This is a genomic window from Streptosporangium amethystogenes, from assembly GCF_000721075.1.
Taxonomy (GTDB): domain Bacteria; phylum Actinomycetota; class Actinomycetes; order Streptosporangiales; family Streptosporangiaceae; genus Streptosporangium; species Streptosporangium amethystogenes.
Genome location: NZ_JOEQ01000001.1, coordinates 242166 through 261828, shown reverse-complemented (window position 1 = coordinate 261828; position 19663 = coordinate 242166). Strand labels below are relative to the sequence as shown.

Below are 19663 nucleotides of genomic sequence, written 5' to 3'. Positions count from 1 at the left end.
GGCGTTATTGCAGGTCAGATATACTGCCGGTGGCCACGAGTACAGGTGATCGGGGGATCGGTGGCTTTGGTAGAACGCAACTACACGCTTGACTTCGTCGCGGGGGACCGACGAGATCGCGCCATTCTCCGGCACATGGTCCTGTCGCTCTTCGTGGGGATGCTGCTGGGTGGCGTCGGAGCGCTGCTGGCCCACGGGCCCGCTCTGCCTTACGCCGTCTACAACTCGTACGCGTACCTCCTCCTCCTCGTCGTCGTGGGGCGGACCGCGGCCGGTTTCGGCTGGGCGGCGCTCTCCAGCATGCTCGCCGCGTTCGGGCCGCTGCTCTCGGTGCTGGCCGCCACCGTCTTCGAGCCGGAGGACTGGTTCATCAGGCTCGGTGACGACGTCACCACGATGAACCTCACACTCGTCAACCTCGTGACGGTCGGGATCCTCTGCTATCTGACCAAGCGCCCCGACCGCTGGGGAGCTCTCGCGGCCGGAGGGGCGGTCGGGCTGGCCCTGTGCGAGGGCACCGACAAGATGCTGCCCGGCCCCGAGCACGTTCCAGGCTTCTGGCCATGGGGGGTGGCGGTCATGCTCACACTCGCGGTGGGAATGTTGATCTCACTGGCCCGCAGGCGTGACCGGATCTGCTCCGCGCTGATCGCGCTGGCCCTCGGGGCCTTCCACTTCGTCTTCCTCAGCACCGGAATCTAAAGCGGTCGATGGCAGACAATCGGCTTGCCGGACTCGATAGCCTGTAGAGCATCGATCCCCACTAGCTAGGAGTAGCCGTGCTGCTGCGCATGTCGTCGCTGTTTCTTCGAACGCTGAGGGACGACCCGGCAGATGCGGAAGTCCCGAGCCACAAGCTGCTCGTCCGCGCCGGTTACGTCCGCCGCGTCGCCCCCGGCGTCTACTCCTGGCTCCCCCTCGGCAAGACGGTCCTGGAGAACGTCACGCGTGTGGTGCGCGAGGAGATGAACCGGATGGGCGGCCAGGAGGTGCTCTTCCCCGCGCTCCTGCCCCGTGAGTACTACGACGCGACCGGCCGCTGGACCGAGTACGGGGACACGCTCTTCCGCCTCAAGGACCGTAAGGGGGCCGACTACCTGCTCGGTCCCACCCACGAGGAGATGTTCACCGACATGGTCAAGGGGGAGTACTCCTCCTACAAGGACTATCCGGTGACCCTCTACCAGATCCAGACGAAATATCGCGACGAGGCCAGGCCCCGGGCCGGCATCCTGCGCGGGCGCGAGTTCGTCATGAAGGACTCCTACTCCTTCGACCTCGACGACGAGGGTCTCAAGCACTCCTACGAGCGCCACCGTGAGACCTACATCAAGACCTTCGACAGGCTCGGCATCGCCTACAAGATCTGTTTCGCCACCTCGGGTGCGATGGGCGGGTCGGCCTCCGAGGAGTTCCTCGCCCCCGCGGCCACCGGCGAGGACACCTTCGTGGCCTGCCACGACTGCGGCTACGCGGCCAACGCGGAGGCCGTCGTCACCCCTGCCCCGGCCGCCGAGGGCACCGGCGAGCGTCCCGCTATGCGGGTGCTCGACACCCCCGACACCCCGACCATCGAGTCGCTGGTCAACCACGTCAACGAGCACCACGGCCTGGGCATCACCGCCGCCCGGACGCTCAAGAACATCGTGGTCAAGGTGACCGTCCCGGGCTCCGGCAAGACCGAGACCCTGGTCGTCGGCGTGCCCGGGGACCGCGAGGTCGACTTCAAGCGGCTGGAGGCGTCCCTGGCTCCCGGCGAGCCCGCCATCTTCGAGGCCGAGGACTTCGCCAGGCATCCGGGCCTGGTCCGCGGCTACATCGGCCCGCAGGTCCTGCGGGATCTCGGCATCCGCTACCTCGTCGACCCCCGCGTGGTCGACGGCACCGCCTGGGTGACCGGCGCCAACGAGCCGGGCAAGCACGCTGCGGACGTCGTCGCGGGCCGCGACTTCGTCGCCGACGGCACCATCGAGGCCGCCGAGGTGCGTGCGGGCGACGCCTGCCCGGTCTGCGGCTCCGGCCTCTCCATCGACCGCGGCATCGAGATCGGCCACATCTTCCAGCTCGGCCGCAAGTACGCCGACGCCGCGAAGCTCGACGCCCTCGGCCCCGACGGCAAGCCGATCCGCATCACCATGGGCTCCTACGGCGTCGGCGTCTCCCGCGCCGTGGCCGTGCTGGCCGAGCAGCGGCACGACGAGCTCGGCCTGCTGTGGCCCCGCGAGATCGCCCCGGCCGACGTCCACATCGTGGGCACCGGCAAGGACGGCCAGATCGAGGCCGCCGTGCAGATCGCCGAGGAGTTGGAGGGCCGCGGCCTGCGCGTCCTGGTGGACGACCGCCCCGGGGTCTCGCCGGGCGTGAAGTTCAAGGACGCCGAACTGCTCGGCATGCCGACGATCCTGATCGTCGGCCGGGGCCTCACCCAGGGCGTCGTGGAACTGCGCGACCGCGCCACCGGCACCAAGGAGGAGATCCCGCTCGCCGAGGCGGTCGACCGCGTCGTGGCGGCCTGCGAGGAGTGAACCCGTCGGCCGGGGGAGGCGACGATCTCGTCCCGTGCCGCCGCACATGAAGGGGCGGCCCACCCGCGCGGGTGGGCCGCCCCTTCATGTCCGCGGTCCCGTCTCAGTAGTGGCGGTAACGGGAACTCCGGCCGATCGTCCTGCCCACATGGAATCCGCCGGGCAGATTGACGGTCACGTGTTTGCGGCCGTCGGGAGTTCTCGCGATGTGGAACCTGCGATTGCCGAAGCCGTGGCCGACCCCTCGTGGAGACAGGTCGATCCGGAAGGGACCGATTTTGATCGACTTTCTGTATCCCCAGCCCATTGTTCTCTCCCCGAACCTCGTGCCGTGTCAGAAGAACGACCGGCGTTCGCGGACGGTTCCCGGGAAACGCCCGTCAGTGACGCGCGCCGCCGCCGATCGTCTTGCGCCAGTGGAATCCGCCGGGCAGGTTGACGCTCAGTGTGCGGCGCCCATCTGCCGTCTTGGTGACTCTGAAGGCGCGGTTTCCCCAGCTGTGACCCACTCCACTCCGCGAAAGGTTAAGACGGAACGGACCGAACTTCATGGATTTCCGGTATCCCCAGCCCATTGCTCCTCCTCAGGCGTGTTTCACAGAGATTCAGCTACCCGGTAGCCGCCGTACAAACATGCTCGAAAGCGGGTTTGAATCTCATTTCATGAACGCCGGGGCCGTGGTCAGGCGTCGATACCGCGCTGACCAGCTCGTCACTCCGGGAAATCCTTATTCCGGGAAAACAGCCGTCGGTGAAACTCACTCACCGGCGGTCGGCGTGGGGGAGGAGCCGGGGGAGGCGGCGGGCGCGGGCGGCATGCCGGGGAAGGCGTCGATCTCCGGGCGCAGGGTGTAGGAGCGGGTGACGCACTCCTGCATGGCCAGCGCGGCCATCTTGCGCAGCGCCGTGTCGGCGGAGGCCGTCAGCTCCAGGTAGGTGCCGGTCACCCTCCGCTCGACCAGCACGGCCAGATCCACCGCCTGCGCCGCCGTGGACGGCGTGACCGGGAGCTCATAGACCGCCGTCGGCTCGGCCGGGGTGCCGCCCATCTTGATGATCATGGCGCGGAGCTGGTCACGGCGGGCGCGGTGGGCGTTGTAGGCCGCCGTCATCTCGGTGCGCAGCCTCCCGGTGCTCCTGGCCCCGATGACTCCGTACGCGTACACGGCGGCGTGCTCGGCCGCCAGTGCCGCGCCGAGCCCCTGGTCGGCCCTCACAGCGATCTCGACAGGGCCAGGGCGTGCGCGGCCTCGCAGGCGCCGATGGACGCGATCAGCTGGGCCAGCGGGGGCGAGGCCCCCTCGACCTGCCGGGCACGGAGCGCGGCCGCCCTGCGCTCCAGATCGCGAAGGGCCCGCACCGACGCCTTGCCGCCCGTGGACGCGCCACCGGAGGGCGAGGAGGTGGGTGAGGGGGTGGGCGTCGCGGAGACGGCGGCGGGCGGGAGACGGCGGCGGAGCTCGGCCAGATGGGCCTCGTGCCGCTGCCTGAAGGGCGTGAGCCTGGACGAGGCGGCCGAGGCGTACAGGGCCACTGCCCGCTCCTTGCCCGCGATCAGCTCCCGCAGGAGCACGGTCTCGGGATCGGGGCGCTCGGCCACCGGAGGCACCCGTTCCTCGGCGGCGCAGCCCGCGGCGGCCACGGCCGCCACCCCGAGAGCACCGCCCCGCAACAGGGCGCGCCGGGAGACGGAACGCACGGACGACCTCCGGTTCTGTGTCGGCAGCTGACGCACCTAGCATCGTACGGGCTTGGAATAATGGCACCCACCTCGCTTCTCGGACGGCTCCGCCACACCGAGTGGCGCTGTTTCCACGCCCTGGTGTGGATAGGCTGGTTAATCGCATGGGCGAGGTCCGCCCGGCTGAGATCGTGACAATGGGAGGTCGGCATGGGCAACGCCACATCCCGCGACCGCCTGATGAAGCTTCTGGAACCTGTCGTCGGAGCCGAGGGGCTCGACTTGGAGGACGTCACGGTCACCCCCGCGGGCAAGAGGCGGCTGCTACGTGTCGTCGTCGACCGTGACGGCGGCGTGAGCCTCGACGACGTCGCGGAGGTCAGCCACGCGGTCTCCGCGACGCTGGACGCCGACGACGCGATGGGAGGCACCCCGTACGTGCTGGAGGTCTCCTCCCCGGGGGTGGACCGCCCGCTCACCGAGCCGCGCCACTGGCGCCGCGCGGTGCGGAGGCTGGTCAAGGCCGACCTGAGGGACGGCACCGCCGTGGAGGGCCGGATCGTCGTCACCGACGAGACCGGTGTGGAGCTGGACGTCGACGGCGCGCCGCGCCGCATCGACTATGAGGACCTGACCCGAGGACGGGTTCAGGTGGAATTCCGCCGGCTCGACGACGCCGAAGACGACGGCGAAGACGGCGACGAGGGCTAAGGGGGAAGCCTCGTGGACATCGACATGAGCGTCCTGCGCAGCCTGGAGCGGGAGAAGGACATCTCCTTCGACCTGGTCGTCAAGGCGATCGAGGACGCGCTGCTGATCGCATATTTCCGGAGCGAGGGCGCGGCGGCCAAGGCGCGCGCCGAGCTCGACCGCAAGTCCGGGCACGTGACCATCTTCGCCGCCGAACTCGACGACGAGAGCGGGGAGGTGCTCAGGGAGTTCGACGACACCCCGGGCAACTTCAGCCGCATCGCCGCGACCACCGCCAAGCAGGTCATCCTGCAGCAGCTCCGTGACGCCGAGGACGAGATCAACTTCGGGGAGTTCGCCAGCCGCGAGGGCGAGCTGGTGGCCGGCGTCATCCAGCAGGGCAAGGACCCGAGAGTGGTCCTGGTCGACCTGGGCAAGATCGAGGCGGTGCTGCCGCACAGCGAGCAGGTCCCGGGTGAGGAGTACGTCCACGGCGAGCGGATCCGCTGTTACGTGGTCCAGGTCAAGAAGGGGCACAAGGGCCCCTCGGTGACCCTGTCGCGCACCCACCCGGGGCTGGTGAAGAAGCTCTTCGCGCTGGAGGTGCCGGAGATCGCCGACGGTACGGTGGAGATCGCCGCCATCGCCCGCGAGGCCGGTCACCGCACCAAGCTCGCGGTCAGGTCGCGGCGGCCGGGGGTGAACGCCAAGGGCGCCTGCATCGGCCCGATGGGCTCGCGCGTGCGCAACGTGATGACCGAGTTGCACGGTGAGAAGATCGACATCATCGACTGGTCGGAGGACCCCGCGGAGTTTGTGGGGAATGCCCTGTCGCCGGCGCGTGTTTCCCATGTAGAGGTGATCGATTTTGACGGCCGTGCCGCGCGGGTGACCGTGCCGGACTATCAGCTCTCCCTCGCCATCGGCAAGGAGGGGCAGAACGCCCGGCTGGCCAATCGCCTCACCGGCTGGCGCATCGACATCCGTCCCGACACCCAACCGGGGGACGCGGCAGGTTCCGCAGATGCGTCCACACGGTAAGCTGGAATATGGTGGCCAGGCTGCCCCACTGAGAACGTGTGTGGGGTGCCGGGTTCGCACGGTTTCCTCCGAGCTGCTCCGCCTGGTGGTGGTCGAGGGCGTTATAGTCCCTGACCTGCGAAGACGGCTCCAGGGGCGTGGTGCTTCACTGCATCCAACCCTGAGCTGTCTCGAACTCGCAGAGCGTCGCCGAGCGTTTCCGCGTGCGTTTCGCGTTGCGGTTCCGCTCGACCCGTCGCGGCTGCGTGGCCACCTGGAAGAGCAACAGGCTGAAAGGATCGGGTGAAATGGTTACCGACTGTCATGTAGGACGCCGATTTGATGGGCTGGTCAGATAGCTATGAGCGCCTGATGAGCATGCGGCGATGAGTACGTCAACGTAACGACGGTCCGGCGGCACCGCCTCCCGGGCCGAGACAAGGGAGTGCAGTGGCGAAGGTCCGGGTATACGAGCTCGCCAAGGAGTTCGGTGTGGAGAGCAAGGTCGTTATGGCCAAGCTCCAGGAGATGGGCGAGTTCGTGCGTTCGGCGTCCTCGACTATCGAAGCACCGGTAGTCCGCAGGCTCACGGAAGCGCTGGGCGGCCCCAGTAAGGGTTCGTCCGACAGGGGCAGAGGCCCCAGGCCGCCTCAGGCGGCACCTCGGCCGGGTGACGGCCAGCCAAACGGCACCTCCTCGGCGCCGGCATCCATCCCCAAACCGGGACCGGCCCCTCGGCCGGGACCGCGACCGGGTCCCGTACCGGCTCGTCCTGCGGCGCCCGCGCCGCAGGCCCCGCCGGTCGTTCCCAAGCCGGAGCCCCAGCAGGCGCAGCCTCCGCAGCCGCCGCGGCAGCAGCCGCCGCAGGTGCAGCCGCCGCGCTTCGAGGCGCCCCGCAGCGACAGCGGCCGCCCGGCGGCCTCCGGCCCCAAGCCGGGTCCGCGGCCCGCTCCGCGCCCCGGTCCGGCGGCGCGCCCCGAGGCACGTCCGGAGGGTCGTCCCTCGGGTGGTCCCGGCGGAGCGCCCTCGGGTCCCAGGACCGGTGCCGGCGCGGGTGCGCCCAAGCCGGGTCCGCGTCCGGGCCCGCGTGGTCCGCGCCCCGGCAACAACCCGTTCTCGTCGAACGCCAGCGGCATGGGCCAGGCCCGTCCGCCGCGTCCCGGCGGTCCCGGTGGCCCCGGTGGTCCCGGCCGCGACGGCGGCCCCGGCGACAGAGGGCCGCGTCCTGGTCCGCGTGAGGATCGCGGTCCCCGCGAGAGCCGCGACAACGCCGGTCCCCGTCCGCCCGGCGCCCGTTCCGGTCCGCCCGGTGCGGCCGGCCCGCGTCCGGGTCCCGGCGCGGGTGGCCCGCGTCCCGGTGGCGGCGCGGGTGGCCCCGGTGGTCCGCGTCCCGGTGGTCCGCGTCCCAGCCCGATGATGATGCCGCAGGGCCGGCCCGCCGGTCCCGGTGGCGGCGCTGGTCGTCCCGGTGGCGGCGCGGGTGCCGGTCGTCCCGGTGGCGGCGCTGGTCGTCCCGGTGGCGGCGCTGGTCGCCCCGGTGGTGGCGGCGGTTTCGCCGGCCGTCCGGGTGGCGGTGGCGGCGCTGGTCGTCCCGGTACCGGAACCGGTGGTCCCGGTGGCGGTGGCGGCGGTTTCGCCGGCCGTCCCGGTGGCGGTGGCCGTGGCCGCGGTGGAGGCACCGCGGGCGCGTTCGGCCGTCCCGGCGGACGTCCGACCCGCGGTCGCAAGTCCAAGCGCCAGCGGCGTCAAGAGTTCGACAACATGCAGGCCCCGGCGATCGGTGGCGTGCAGGCTCCTCGCGGCAACGGGCAGACGATCCGCCTGTCGCGTGGCGCCTCCCTGTCGGACTTCGCCGACAAGATCGGCGCGATCCCGGCGTCCCTGGTGCAGATCATGCTGCACCTGGGCGAGATGGTGACCGCCACGCAGTCGGTCAACGAGGAGACGCTCCAGCTTCTGGCCGCCGAGCTCGACTACAACCTGCTTGTGGTCAGCCCGGAGGAGGAGGACCGCGAGCTCCTGGAGACCTTCGACATCGAGTTCGGCGAGGACGAGGGCGACGAGTCCGACCTGGTCGCGCGCCCGCCGGTGGTGACCGTCATGGGTCACGTCGACCACGGTAAGACCAAGCTGCTCGACGCCATCCGCAACACCAACGAGGTGGCGCAGGAGGCGGGTGGCATCACCCAGCACATCGGTGCCTACCAGATCGCCACCGAGCACGAGGGCGAGGACCGGAAGATCACCTTCATCGACACCCCGGGTCACGAGGCGTTCACCGCCATGCGTGCCCGAGGTGCCAAGGTGACCGACATCGCCGTCCTGGTCGTCGCGGCCGACGACGGTGTGAAGCCGCAGACCATCGAGGCGCTCAACCACGCCCAGGCGGCCGACGTGCCGATCGTCGTCGCGGTGAACAAGGTCGACAAGGAGGGGGCGGACCCGAGCAAGGTGCGCGCCCAGCTCACCGAGTACGGCCTGGTCGCCGAGGAGTACGGCGGCACCACGATGTTCGTCGACATCTCCGCCAAGAACGGGACCGGCATCGAGAACCTTCTCGAGGCCATCCTGCTCACCGCGGACGCCGAGCTCGACCTGCGGGCCAACGACACGATGGACGCGCAGGGCGTCGCCATCGAGGCCCACCTCGACAAGGGCCGCGGTCCGGTCGCGACCGTGCTGGTCCAGCGCGGCACGCTCCGGGTCGGCGACTCGATCGTCTGTGGCGAGGCCTTCGGCCGCGTCCGGGCGATGCTCGACGACAAGGGCGAGGCGATCACCGAGGCCGACCCGTCCCGTCCGGTGGCGGTCCTCGGTCTGACCGCGGTGCCGGGTGCCGGTGACAACTTCATCGTCGTCACCGACGACCGGATGGCACGCCAGATCGCCCAGCAGCGCGCGGCGCGCAAGCGCATCGCGGACATGGCCAAGTCCGGCCGTCGCCGCACCCTCGAAGAGCTCTTCAGCGAGATGGAGAAGGGCCAGGTCGACGAGCTCAAGCTCATCATCAAGGGTGACGTCTCCGGTTCCGTCGAGGCTCTGGAAGACGCGCTGCTCAAGATCGACGTCGGTGACGAGGTGCGCCTGCGGGTGCTCCACCGCGCCGTCGGTGCGATCACCGAGTACGACGTCAACCTGGCGGTCGCCGACGACAACGCGGTCATCATCGGCTTCAACGTGCGTCCCGAGGTCAGGGCGCGCGATCTGGCCGAGCGCGAGGGCGTCGACATCCGCTACTACTCGGTCATCTACCAGGCGATCGAGGAGATCGAGGCGGCCCTCAAGGGCATGCTCAAGCCGGAGTTCGAAGAGGTCCAGATGGGCACCGCCGAAGTCCGCGAGGTCTTCAAGGTGCCGAAGATCGGCAACATCGCCGGTGCGCTGGTCCGTTCGGGCACGATCGTCCGCAACAGCAAGGCCCGGATCATCCGCGGCGGGGTCGTCATCTCCGACAACCTCACCGTCTCCTCGCTGCGCCGTTTCAAGGACGACGCGACCGAGGTGCGCGAAGGGTACGAGTGCGGTATCGGTGTCGGCTACAGCGACATCAAGATCGATGACGTCATCGAGACCTTCGAGATGCGGGAGAAGCCGCGCGTCTGATGCCCCGGACAGGGCAGCAGGACCGTCCCGCCGGCCGCCCCTTCTGGGGCGGCCGGCGGGCGGCCCGCCCCGGAGGGGCCACAGTGACGATCGTGGCGGGTGATCCACTATGTATGTAGGTGCCCTGACATTGGACATCCTGCTCGGCGAGGTCCACTCGCTGAAGCAGAAGCGCTCGGTGGTGCGTCCCATCGTCGCCGAGGTACAGCGACGGTTCCCCGGTGTGGCCGTGGCGGAGACCGGTCATCTCGATCTGCACCGCCGTACCGAGATCGGGATCGCGGTCGTCTCCGCCACCGCCGCCAACTGCGGTGCGGTGCTGGACGACTGCGAGCGGCTGATCGCCTTCCGCCCGGAGATCGAGTTGCTGTCCGCCAGACACCGGCTCTACAACGAGGACGAAGACTAGGTGTGGAGACGGTCGGCGGCGGAGACACCCCTCCCGCTCCGGCCGTTCCCACAAGAAGGGGGGAGCTATGGACGCCGCACGAGCACGCAAGATCGCCGACCGGATCCAGCAGGTCGTGGCGGAGATGCTGGAGCGCCGGATCAAGGACCCCAGGCTGGGGTTCGTGACCGTGACGGACACGCGGATCACCAACGACCTGAGCGACGCCACGGTGTTCTACACCGTTTTCGGCTCTGAGGCGGAGCGAGCCGACTCCGCCCTGGCGCTGGAGAGCGCCAAGGGGCTCATTCGTTCGGAGGTGGGCCGCCAGACGGGTCTGCGGCACACGCCGACGCTGACGTTCACCCACGACCCGCTCCCGGACACCGCCCGTCACCTGGAGGACCTGCTCGCCGAGGCGAAGGCCAGGGACGTGGAGATCGCCAAGCGGGCCGAGGGGGCCCTGCACGCGGGGGACGCCGACCCCTACCGCAAGCCCGAGGACAGGGACCACGACTTTGAGGACGAAGAGGACGAATCCTCGGAGCGTGCGGGACGCTCCGCGACGTGATGCCCGATCCGCGTGACGACGGCCCGGTCTCCGGCCAAGACTGGGACCGGGCCGTCGAGCTCATCTCTGCCGCGGACGAGGTCGCGCTGGCCTGTCATGTCTCGCCCGACGGTGACGCGCTCGGCTCCACACTGGCCGTCGGGCTCGCGCTGCGCGCGGCGGGCAAGCGGGTCACCGCGTCCTTCGGCGACCGGAGTTTCCAGGTGCCCAGGCTGCTCCGCTTCCTGCCGGGGCAGGACCTGCTGACCGACCCCGCGCGCTATCCCGCGGTGCCGGAGGTGATGGTCACCTTCGACGTCCCCACCGTCGAGCGTCTTGGCACGCTGGCCGGAAACGCGGTCAGGGCGCGAGAGCTGATCGTGCTGGACCACCACCCGTCCAACCTCGGGTTCGGCACGCTCAACCTGATCGATCCCGCCGCCGCCGCCACCGCCGTGCTCGCCGAGGAGTTGATCCGCAGGCTCGGCCTGCCGATCGACGGGGCCATCGCGACCTGCCTGTACGTCGGGCTCGTCACCGACACCGGCTCGTTCCGGCACTCCTCCACCACCCCGCGGGCACATGCCATGGCCGCTCGGCTGGTGGCATGCGGGCTTGACCCCGCGCAGATCGCCCGTGAGCTGTGGGACCGCTCCCCGTTCGGCTACCTGAAGGTGCTCGGTGCCGCGCTGGAGCGGGTTCGGCTGGAGCCCGAGGTGGGCGGCGGCCTGGTCTGGACGTTCGTCACCCGGGCCGACCGGGCCGCGCACGGGCTGCCGTACGACGAGGTGGAGGGGATCATCGACGTGGTCCGGCGCACCGACGAGGCGGATGTCGCCGCGATCCTCAAGGAGGACGACGAGGGCGCCTGGCAGGTCTCGACGCGCTCCAAGGGCGGGGTGGACGTCTCACGCGTCTGTGCCGAACTGGGCGGCGGCGGGCACGCCAAGGCGGCGGGTTTCACCTCCCACCTGCCCGTCGAGGAGACGATCGCCAGTCTCCGGGCACTGCTGTAGAACTCTCCTGACACATCTGTCAAAGGAATCCCATTGAGCACGGCTCGCGCCAAGCGCATCCCGCCGCCGAGCGGGCTGATCATCGTTGACAAGCCCGCCGAGTGGACCTCGCACGATGTCGTGGCCAAGCTCCGCGGTATCGCGGGCACCCGCAAGGTCGGCCACGCGGGCACCCTCGACCCGATGGCCACCGGAGTGCTGGTGGTCGGCGTCGAGAAGGCCACCCGCCTGCTCGGCCATCTCGCGCTCACCGAGAAGGGCTACGACGCCACGATCCGCCTCGGCCAGGCCACCAACACCGACGACGCCGAAGGGGAGATCATCGCTACGGCGTCGGCGGCTGGTGTCACCGATGAGGATGTCCGCACGGGGGTCGCCGCGCTGACCGGTCCGATCATGCAGATCCCGCCGCAGGTCAGCGCCATCAAGGTGAACGGCGAACGGGCCTACAAGCGAGCCAGGGCGGGGGAGGAGGTCGCGCTCAAGCCGCGCCCGGTGACCGTGTCGGGTTTCGAGATCACCGCGGTGCGACGGCACGGTGACCTCGTCGACGTCGACGCCTCGGTCTCCTGCTCCAGCGGCACCTATATCCGCGCGCTCGCCCGCGACCTGGGCGCCGGCCTGGGCGTCGGAGGCCACCTGACCGCCCTGCGCCGTACCCGGGTGGGCCCCTACGACCTGTCGGCGGCCCACACCCTGGAGGGGCTCGCCGCCGAGTGCGTGATCCTGCCGATGGCCGACGCCGTCGCGGCGGCCTTCCCCCGCCGGGACGTGACCGCGGCGGAGGCGGGCTCCGTCGCGCACGGTGGACGGCTTCCCGCGCTGGGCATGGGAGACGGACCCATCGGGGTGTTCGGCCCCGACGGCACGCTGGTGGCACTGGTGGAGGAGCACGACAAGATCGCCAAGTCCCTGGCGGTGTTCGTCCCCTGACGGCCGTACGTGGTGGGTGCGCCTTCGACCGACGTCAGGGGGCACGTCGACGTCAAGGGGCTCCCCGATTGGGGAGAAGGTCCAAGAGCATGGCAGGCTTTAGGGGTCGATCCGCTACAAGGGGAAGAGGCTGCGGTGCGAGGCTGGCACGGATTGGACGACGTGCCCGAGGACTGGGGCAGGTCCGTCGTCACGATCGGCGTCTTCGACGGCGTTCACCGCGGGCATCAGCAGATGGTGGCTAGAGCCGTCGCGATGGCCGCGGATCTTGGAGTGCCCTCGGTGGTGGTGACCTTCGACCCGCATCCGGAGGAGGTGGTGCGGCCCGGCACGCACCCTCCGAGGCTGACGACGGCCAGGCACCGCACCGAGCTTCTGGCCGGGCTGGGGGTCGACGCGGTGTGCGTCCTGCCGTTCACCCTGGAGTTCTCCCAGATGAGCCCCGACGAGTTCGTACAGACCGTGCTCGTCGACCGGCTGCACGCCGCCGGGGTCGTGGTGGGGGAGAACTTCCGCTTCGGCCACAAGGCCTCCGGTGACGTGGAGACGCTGCGCACCCTCGGCGAGAAGTACGACTTCGTGGCCGAGGCGGTCCCGCTGGTCAGCGATGGTGAGACGATCTCCTCCACGCTGATCCGCGAGCAGATCGCCTCCGGCGACATGGAGGCGGTCAGGCTGACGCTCGGCCGCCCGCACCGGGTCGAGGGGGTGGTGGTCCGCGGCTACCAGCGCGGCCGGCAGCTCGGTTTCCCGACGGCCAACCTGGAGTCGCCGGAGTTCACCGCGATCCCCGCCGACGGCGTCTACGCCGGCTGGCTGCAGGGCGTCGAGACCGGCAACCTGCCCGCCGCGTACGGCGGCGAGCGCTGGCCCGCGGCGATCTCCGTGGGCACCAACCCGACCTTCGAGGGTGTGCCCCGCACCGTCGAGGCGTACGCGCTCGACCGTGACGACCTCGACCTCTACGGCGCGCACGTGGCCGTCGACTTCGGGCCGAGGCTCCGCGGCAACACCAGGTTCGACTCGATCGAGGCGCTCATCGAGCAGATCCACGCGGACGTGGACGAGGTGCGGCGCCTGACAGGCTGATCTCTCCCGCGCAGATCCCCGTGCCACCGGGGCCGGTCCGGGCGCCCGTTCATCGGCGGTTCACGGGGCCGGATCCATGGTGCTCCCGCAGGATGTGCGGGGGCTGCGAGGCCGATGGTAACCTGGCATGTCAGCTCTGTAATCGGTGTTCTCGTGATCCCGATGCTGATCTCGCCACGGCGACTGTAGGCACGCACGGTCGTTCGGGGAGTCGGAATTGTGCGTGCCCGTAGAGGTTCAAGGAGAAAAGTGTCGCTCGACACCGCCGCAAAGAAGCAGATCATCGGTGACTACGCCAAGGGTGAGACCGACACCGGTTCCCCCGAGGTGCAGATCGCGCTGCTGAGCAAGCGCATCAGCGAGCTCACCGAGCACCTGAAGGTGCACAAGCACGACCACCACAGCCGTCGCGGTCTGCTGCTGCTCGTCGGCCGCCGCCGCCGGCTGCTGAAGTACCTGCAGAGCAAGGACATCGCGCGCTACCGTTCGCTCATCGAGCGTCTCGGCCTGCGCCGATAGAGTCATGAGGGAGTGGCGTCCGCGCCGCTCCCTCATCTCATCTGGGTCTGTGTCGGCGCGTCGCGCCAGGAAGACGCCGTCCCAGTGAGCAAACTGAATAGCCGAGACAGTGCCCCGCGTCCGCAAGCAAGCGCGCCCCACGGCGTCGGAGGGCCGGTCCTCGGTAGTGGCCCCCGGTCATCTTGGCACAAGCCATACGGAACCGGGCGCTTCGATCGAAGACCGGCGCTGCACCTACGGGGAGCCGGCAACACGACGAACCAGGCGCGACACGTGCGTCTGGCCGGACGCGGGCGACCGACCCACAAGGAGGTCCCCCGTGGAGGGTGTCCACAGCAGCGAAGCCGTTATAGACAACGGCTCATTCGGCACGCGTACCATCCGGTTCGAGACCGGGCGGCTCGCGCGCCAGGCGGCGGGTTCCGCCGTCGTCTACCTCGATGACGACACGATGGTCCTCTCCGCGACCACCGCGTCCAAGAATCCCAAGGAGAACCTCGACTTCTTCCCCCTCACGGTGGACGTCGAGGAGCGGATGTACGCCGCGGGCCGCATCCCCGGCTCGTTCTTCCGGCGTGAGGGCCGTCCCTCCGAGGACGCCATCCTCACCTGCCGCCTGATCGACCGGCCGCTGCGCCCCTCGTTCGTCAAGGGCCTGCGCAACGAGATCCAGGTGGTCGCCACCATCATGGCGCTCCACCCCGAACACCTGTACGACGTCGTTGCGATCAACGCCGCGTCCCTCTCCACCCAGCTGGCCGGGCTGCCGTTCTCCGGCCCGATCGGCGGCGTCCGCGTCGCGCTGATCGAGGGCCAGTGGGTCGCCTTCCCGACCAACTCCGAGCTGGCGAACGCCACCTTCGACATGGTGGTAGCGGGCCGTGTGCTCGACGACGGCGACGTCGCGATCATGATGGTCGAGGCCGAGTCCACCCGCGACACGCTCAAGCTCGTCGCCGAGGGGGCCATGGCGCCGACCGAGGAGACCGTGGCGCAGGGCCTGGAGGCTTCCAAGCCGTTCATCAAGGTGCTCTGTGAGGCGCAGGCCAAGGTCGCGAAGGTCGCCGCCAAGGAGACCGCCGAGTACCCGCTCTTCCTCGACTACCAGGACGACGTCCTGGAGGCCGTGACCGGTGCGGTGAAGAGCGAGCTCGCCGCCGCGCTGACCATCGCGGGCAAGCAGGAGCGCGAGACCGAGCTCGACCGGGTCAAGGCCCTGGCGCTGGAGAAGGTCGGACCCGACTTCGAGGGCCGCGAGAAGGAGATCAGCGCCGCCTTCAGGTCGCTGACCAAGAAGCTCATGCGCGAGCGCGTCATCGCCGAGGGCGTCCGTATCGACGGCCGCGGCGTCAAGGACATCAGGCAGCTCAGCGCCGAGGTCCACGTCGTGCCCCGGGTGCACGGTTCGGCCCTGTTCGAGCGCGGTGAGACCCAGATCCTGGGCATCACCACCCTCAACATGCTGCGCATGGAGCAGATGATCGACACGCTCAACCCCGAGCGCACCAAGCGCTACATGCACAACTACAACTTCCCGCCCTACTCCACCGGCGAGACCGGCCGGGTGGGTTCTCCCAAGCGGCGCGAGATCGGCCACGGCGCGCTCGCCGAGCGGGCGCTGCTGCCCGTCCTGCCGCTGCGCGAGGAGTTCCCCTACGCGATCCGTCAGGTCTCCGAGGCGCTGGGTTCCAACGGCTCGACCTCCATGGGGTCGGTCTGCGCCTCGACGATGGCGCTGCTCGACGCGGGTGTCCCGCTCAAGGGCATCGTCGCGGGCATCGCGATGGGGCTCATCAACGAGGGTGACCAGTACGTCACGCTGACCGACATCCTCGGGGCCGAGGACGCCATGGGCGACATGGACTTCAAGGTCGCCGGCACCAAGGACGTCATCACCGCGCTCCAGCTCGACACCAAGCTGGACGGCATTCCGGCGTCCGTGCTGGCGGCCGCGCTGAAGCAGGCCAAGGGTGCCCGCCTGGCCATCATCGACGTGATGCAGGAGGCGATCGACTCCCCGGCGGAGATGAACGTCACGGCCCCGCGCATCATCACGATCAAGATTCCGGTGGACAAGATCGGAGAGGTCATCGGCCCGAAGGGCAAGATGATCAACCAGATCCAGGACGACACCGGCGCCGAGATCACCCTTGAGGACGACGGAACCATCTACATCGGCGCCACCGACGGCCCGTCCGCCGAGGCGGCCAGGTCGGCGATCAACGCCATCGCGAACCCGCACATGCCGGAGGTCGGCGAGCGCTACCTGGGCACGGTCGTCAAGATCGCGGCCTTCGGCGCCTTCGTCTCCCTCATGCCGGGCAAGGACGGTCTCCTGCACGTCTCCCAGATCCGCAAGCTGCACGGCGGCAAGCGCATCGAGAACGTCGAGGACGTCATGAACGTCGGTGAGAAGGTCCAGGTGGAGATCGCCGAGATCGACTCGCGCGGCAAGCTCTCCCTGGTGCCCGTCGAGGTCATCGAGAAGGAGGCCGCGGCCAAGACCGAGGCCGGTGACTCCGACACCTCGGCGGCCCCGCAGGCCGAGGCGCCCGCCGACGACCGGCCGCGCGAGGAGCGGCCCCGCCGCACCCGTACCCGCAGCAGCAGCAGCGGCAGCGGTAACCGTGGCGGAGGGGAAGACCGCAACTCGTGATCACCACCACTCTGCACCCCGGTAAGGACGGCGCCGGGGTGGTGAAGCGCACCGTCCTCCCCGGTGGGCTCCGGGTGGTGACCGAGTCCATGCCGACCGTGCGTTCCGTCGCGGTCGGCATGTGGGTCGGCATCGGATCGAGAGACGAGTCCCCCCAGCACATGGGCTCCTCCCACTTCCTTGAGCACCTGCTGTTCAAGGGGACCCCCACGCGGGACGCGCTGGAGATCTCCGCGGCCATCGAGGGCATCGGCGGCGAGATCAACGCCTTCACCGCCAAGGAGTACACCTGCTACTACGCGCGGGTCCTCGACGAGGACCTGCGGGTGGCGATCGACGTGCTCGCCGATGTGGTGACCTCCTCGCTCATCACCGGTGAGGACGTCGAGGCCGAGCGTGGCGTGATCCTGGAGGAGATCGCCATGCACGACGACGACCCCTCCGACGTGGTGCACGAGCAGTTCTCCGCCGAACTGTACGGCGACACGCCCGTCGGCAGACCGATCCTCGGCACCGTCGACTCGATCACCGCGGTCACCCGCGACCGGATCGCCGAGTACTACCGGCGCTACTACCTGCCCACCCACACCGTGGTGTCGGTGGCGGGCAACATCGACCACGAGCGGGTCGTGGCCATGGTCGCCGCGGCCTACGAGCGGGCGGGGGCCCTGGGCGGGGACGCCTCGCCGGTTCCCCCGCGCGTGTCGGGGCCCGGTGTCGAGGCCCGCTCGGGTACCCGGGTGGTGCACCGGCCGACCGAGCAGGCCAACCTGGTCCTCGGTACGACCGCGCTGACCCGCACCGACGATCGTCGCTTCGCGCTCGGCGTGCTCAACGCGGCGCTCGGCGGCGGCATGTCGTCGCGGCTGTTCCAGGAGATCAGGGAGAAGAGGGGCCTCGCCTACTCGGCCTACTCCTACACCTCCGCCCTCGCCGACACCGGTCAGTTCGGCATCTACGTCGGCTGTCTGCCGTCGAAGATCGACGATGTGCTGAAGATCTGCCGCGAGGAGGTGCTCCGCGTGGTCGCCGACGGCATCACCGAGGAGGAGATCGTCCGGGGCAAGGGTCAGATGCGTGGCGGTCTCGTGCTCGGCCTGGAGGACACCGGCTCCCGGATGTCCAGGATCGGCAAGGGCGAACTGGTCTTCGACGAGCTGCTATCGGTCGACGACCTGCTCGGCAGGATCGACGCGGTGACCCCTGAGGAGATCACCGCGGTCGCCGCGGAGGTCCTCAACCGCCCGATGTCCCTCGCGGTCATCGGCCCCTATGACGAGGACAGGGACTTCAGCGCGGTTCTGGCCGGCTGACGATCCCGTCTGCGAGCGGCCCCGGCGTTCCCACGCCGGGGCCGTCCGCGTCTCCGGCGTACGGCCCGTCCGGTACGTGACCGGACCCGGTGGTCCGCGACAGTCCGGCGGGCCCGCACGGTATAGCCTTGGGGCCGTGATCAGGGTTGGAGTTCTCGGCGCCCGAGGGCGCGTCGGTGTCGAAGTATGCAGGGCCGTCGAGGCGGCGGACGATCTGGAGTTGGTCGCGGCGGTCGACCAGGGCGACCCGATCGAGGAGCTGGAGCGCGCCGAGGTGGTGGTCGACTTCACCCACCCCGACGTCGTCATGGACAACCTCAAGTGGTGCATCTCCCACGGCGTCCACCCGGTGGTCGGCACCACGGGCTTCGACGCCGGGCGGCTGGCGACGGTCAGGGGCTGGCTGGACGCCAACCCGGGCGTCAACGCGCTGATCGCCCCCAACTTCGGCATCGCGGCGGTGCTCATGATGAACTTCGCCCAGCGGGCCGCCCGCTACTTCGAGTCCGCCGAGATCGTCGAGCTGCACCACCCCAACAAGGCGGACGCGCCCTCGGGCACCGCCCGCCACACCGCCGAGCTGATCGCCGAGGCCCGGCGTAAGGCGGGTTCCGCGCCGATGCCCGACGCCACCAGCACGGAGCTGGACGGGGCCCGTGGCGCCGACGTCGACGGGGTGCGGGTGCACGCGGTACGGCTGGCCGGGCTCATCGCCCATCAGGAGGTCATCCTGGGCGGCGCCGGTGAGATCCTGACCATCCGCCACGACACGATGAACCGCTCGTCGTTCACCCCCGGCGTGCTCCTGGGCGTGCGCCGGGTCCGCGAGCTCCCCGGCCTGACCGTCGGCCTGGAGCCCCTTCTCGATCTCTGACGGGCGAGCCGCTCCCTGTCGCGTCGCTCCGGCGCGGGGCCCGGAGGCACATGACCTCCGAGCCCGAGGAACCCCCGCGGGGGAGCCGTTCGTTGCGTGACCATGAGGGAATCCGAGCTTTCCTGCCCGCTCTGCCATGGCACCGAGTTCCAGAAGGAGCAGGGCCGGCTCGACAGCCGCTGGGGTGTCACCTCCCATCGGGTAACGCTTATGATCTGCGCGCGGTGCCGCTATATCCTCCAGTTCTATGACAAGCATTCGATCTTCGACTTCGACTGAGGTCCGCTGGGCGCGCTCGGAGGAGTTGGCCGGGCTGGCGGCGGTGGAACTCGCGGCCGACAGGCTGTTCGCCGAGGTCGGGATCACCTTCCCGCCGGGGACCACGATGATCGAGGAGACCGGGGATCCCGGCCGGGTGCTCGTCGCGGGTGACCCGCCGATCGGGTTCGCCATGGTCGGCCTGGTCGACGGGCAGCTCCACCTCGACCAGCTCGCAGTCCATCCCGACCACGGGCGCGGGGGAGTCGGCGGGCGCCTGCTGGAGGCCGTCTGCGACCACGCGGTCTCGACCGGTCTGGCCGCCGTGACGCTGACGACCTACCGCGACGTGTCGTGGAACGCCCCCTGGTACGCCCGGCACGGTTTCACCGTGCTCGACCCCGCCGAGTGGGGGCCGGAGATGGCGGAGCTGGTAGGCCACGAGCGGGAGCTGGGCATCGAGATCGCGCCCCGCGTCGTGATGCGCCGCGTCCTCTGAACCGCCCGTTGCCCCTCCGGCAGGAGCCGGGAAGGCGTTCCAGGGCGGG

21 protein-coding genes are annotated in these 19663 nt (G+C 69.9%); 17 read left to right on the top strand and 4 right to left on the bottom strand.

Features of this window, described 5'->3' with window-relative positions; translation table 11 throughout:
• Positions 1-60: 60 nt before the first annotated feature.
• Together IG98_RS0101175 and IG98_RS0101170 are read left to right on the top strand one after the other, a co-directional pair.
• On the top strand, positions 61-702 hold the full coding sequence (locus tag IG98_RS0101175) for a hypothetical protein (protein ID WP_157594096.1): 642 nt from the start codon (positions 61-63) through the stop codon (positions 700-702).
• A 77-nt stretch (positions 703-779) separates the two neighbouring features.
• On the top strand, positions 780-2525 hold the full coding sequence (locus IG98_RS0101170) for a proline--tRNA ligase (protein ID WP_030904207.1): 1746 nt from the start codon (positions 780-782) through the stop codon (positions 2523-2525).
• A gap of 103 nt (positions 2526-2628) precedes the next feature.
• Here IG98_RS0101170 and IG98_RS0101165 read toward each other — a convergent pair whose 3' ends face one another.
• From IG98_RS0101165 to IG98_RS48020, 4 genes are all read right to left on the bottom strand, one after another.
• Positions 2629-2832 (bottom strand): DUF4236 domain-containing protein, encoded by a 204-nt coding sequence (locus IG98_RS0101165; protein WP_030904206.1) that lies wholly within the window; start codon positions 2830-2832, stop codon positions 2629-2631.
• A gap of 73 nt (positions 2833-2905) precedes the next feature.
• Positions 2906-3100 carry a DUF4236 domain-containing protein gene (locus IG98_RS48290; protein WP_084195060.1) on the bottom strand — a complete coding sequence of 65 codons (195 nt, stop codon included), beginning with the start codon at positions 3098-3100 and terminating at the stop codon, positions 2906-2908.
• A gap of 183 nt (positions 3101-3283) precedes the next feature.
• Positions 3284-3742, bottom strand: coding sequence for a ferritin-like domain-containing protein (locus tag IG98_RS0101160; RefSeq protein WP_030904205.1), 459 nt, complete (start codon positions 3740-3742; stop codon positions 3284-3286).
• A complete protein-coding gene (locus tag IG98_RS48020; protein ID WP_030904204.1) occupies positions 3739-4224 on the bottom strand; it encodes a hypothetical protein in 486 nt (161 codons plus the stop codon). Before IG98_RS48020 ends, IG98_RS0101160 begins: the two co-directional genes overlap by 4 nt.
• 192 nt (positions 4225-4416) lie before the next feature.
• Between IG98_RS48020 and rimP the strand changes: the two genes are divergently transcribed.
• From rimP to IG98_RS0101085, 15 genes are all read left to right on the top strand, one after another.
• Positions 4417-4917: a ribosome maturation factor RimP gene (gene rimP, locus IG98_RS0101150; protein ID WP_030904203.1), complete on the top strand. Its 501-nt coding sequence runs from the start codon at positions 4417-4419 to the stop codon at positions 4915-4917.
• Between the two features lie 12 nt (positions 4918-4929).
• On the top strand, positions 4930-5937 hold the full coding sequence (nusA, locus tag IG98_RS0101145) for a transcription termination factor NusA (RefSeq protein ID WP_030904202.1): 1008 nt from the start codon (positions 4930-4932) through the stop codon (positions 5935-5937).
• On the top strand, positions 5921-6223 hold the full coding sequence (locus tag IG98_RS48285; protein ID WP_084195059.1) for a YlxR family protein: 303 nt from the start codon (positions 5921-5923) through the stop codon (positions 6221-6223). Before nusA ends, IG98_RS48285 begins: the two co-directional genes overlap by 17 nt.
• Before the next feature lie 143 nt (positions 6224-6366).
• Positions 6367-9519: a translation initiation factor IF-2 gene (gene infB / locus IG98_RS46475; protein ID WP_051751322.1), complete on the top strand. Its 3153-nt coding sequence runs from the start codon at positions 6367-6369 to the stop codon at positions 9517-9519.
• A gap of 109 nt (positions 9520-9628) precedes the next feature.
• The gene (locus IG98_RS0101135) at positions 9629-9928 is read left to right on the top strand and encodes a DUF503 domain-containing protein (RefSeq protein ID WP_030904200.1); all 300 of its coding nucleotides are present in this window, start codon (positions 9629-9631) and stop codon (positions 9926-9928) included.
• A gap of 67 nt (positions 9929-9995) precedes the next feature.
• A complete protein-coding gene (rbfA, locus tag IG98_RS0101130) occupies positions 9996-10478 on the top strand; it encodes a 30S ribosome-binding factor RbfA (protein ID WP_030904199.1) in 483 nt (160 codons plus the stop codon).
• Entirely contained in the window at positions 10478-11473 is a 996-nt protein-coding gene (locus IG98_RS0101125) for a DHH family phosphoesterase (RefSeq protein ID WP_030904198.1), read from the top strand. Before rbfA ends, IG98_RS0101125 begins: the two co-directional genes overlap by 1 nt.
• A 33-nt stretch (positions 11474-11506) precedes the next feature.
• Entirely contained in the window at positions 11507-12406 is a 900-nt protein-coding gene (truB, locus tag IG98_RS0101120; RefSeq protein WP_030904197.1) for a tRNA pseudouridine(55) synthase TruB, read from the top strand.
• 135 nt (positions 12407-12541) lie between these two features.
• Positions 12542-13495, top strand: a complete 954-nt coding sequence (locus IG98_RS0101115; protein WP_084195058.1) for a bifunctional riboflavin kinase/FAD synthetase — start codon at positions 12542-12544, stop codon at positions 13493-13495.
• A 249-nt stretch (positions 13496-13744) separates the two neighbouring features.
• The gene (gene rpsO, locus IG98_RS0101110; protein WP_030904195.1) at positions 13745-14014 is read left to right on the top strand and encodes a 30S ribosomal protein S15; all 270 of its coding nucleotides are present in this window, start codon (positions 13745-13747) and stop codon (positions 14012-14014) included.
• A gap of 319 nt (positions 14015-14333) precedes the next feature.
• On the top strand, positions 14334-16670 hold the full coding sequence (locus IG98_RS0101105) for a polyribonucleotide nucleotidyltransferase (protein WP_030904194.1): 2337 nt from the start codon (positions 14334-14336) through the stop codon (positions 16668-16670).
• The gene (locus tag IG98_RS0101100; RefSeq protein WP_030904192.1) at positions 16670-17983 is read left to right on the top strand and encodes a M16 family metallopeptidase; all 1314 of its coding nucleotides are present in this window, start codon (positions 16670-16672) and stop codon (positions 17981-17983) included. The genes IG98_RS0101105 and IG98_RS0101100 overlap by 1 nt, the downstream gene beginning before the upstream one ends.
• A gap of 136 nt (positions 17984-18119) precedes the next feature.
• On the top strand, positions 18120-18857 hold the full coding sequence (dapB, locus tag IG98_RS0101095) for a 4-hydroxy-tetrahydrodipicolinate reductase (RefSeq protein WP_030904190.1): 738 nt from the start codon (positions 18120-18122) through the stop codon (positions 18855-18857).
• A gap of 96 nt (positions 18858-18953) precedes the next feature.
• Entirely contained in the window at positions 18954-19136 is a 183-nt protein-coding gene (locus tag IG98_RS44385; RefSeq protein WP_037969096.1) for a hypothetical protein, read from the top strand.
• On the top strand, positions 19105-19614 hold the full coding sequence (locus IG98_RS0101085) for a GNAT family N-acetyltransferase (RefSeq protein ID WP_030904188.1): 510 nt from the start codon (positions 19105-19107) through the stop codon (positions 19612-19614). The genes IG98_RS44385 and IG98_RS0101085 overlap by 32 nt, the downstream gene beginning before the upstream one ends.
• Positions 19615-19663 lie beyond the last annotated feature (49 nt).

Coding starts and splice junctions, on each gene's coding strand:
- IG98_RS0101165 (WP_030904206.1), bottom strand. CDS start 2,832: ATGGGCTGGGGATACAGAAAGTCGATCAAAATCGGTCCCTTCCGGATC.
- IG98_RS48290 (WP_084195060.1), bottom strand. CDS start 3,100: ATGGGCTGGGGATACCGGAAATCCATGAAGTTCGGTCCGTTCCGTCTT.
- rimP (WP_030904203.1), top strand. CDS start 4,417: ATGGGCAACGCCACATCCCGCGACCGCCTGATGAAGCTTCTGGAACCT.
- IG98_RS48285 (WP_084195059.1), top strand. CDS start 5,921: ATGCGTCCACACGGTAAGCTGGAATATGGTGGCCAGGCTGCCCCACTG.
- IG98_RS0101135 (WP_030904200.1), top strand. CDS start 9,629: ATGTATGTAGGTGCCCTGACATTGGACATCCTGCTCGGCGAGGTCCAC.
- rbfA (WP_030904199.1), top strand. CDS start 9,996: ATGGACGCCGCACGAGCACGCAAGATCGCCGACCGGATCCAGCAGGTC.
- IG98_RS0101125 (WP_030904198.1), top strand. CDS start 10,478: ATGCCCGATCCGCGTGACGACGGCCCGGTCTCCGGCCAAGACTGGGAC.
- IG98_RS0101085 (WP_030904188.1), top strand. CDS start 19,105: ATGACAAGCATTCGATCTTCGACTTCGACTGAGGTCCGCTGGGCGCGC.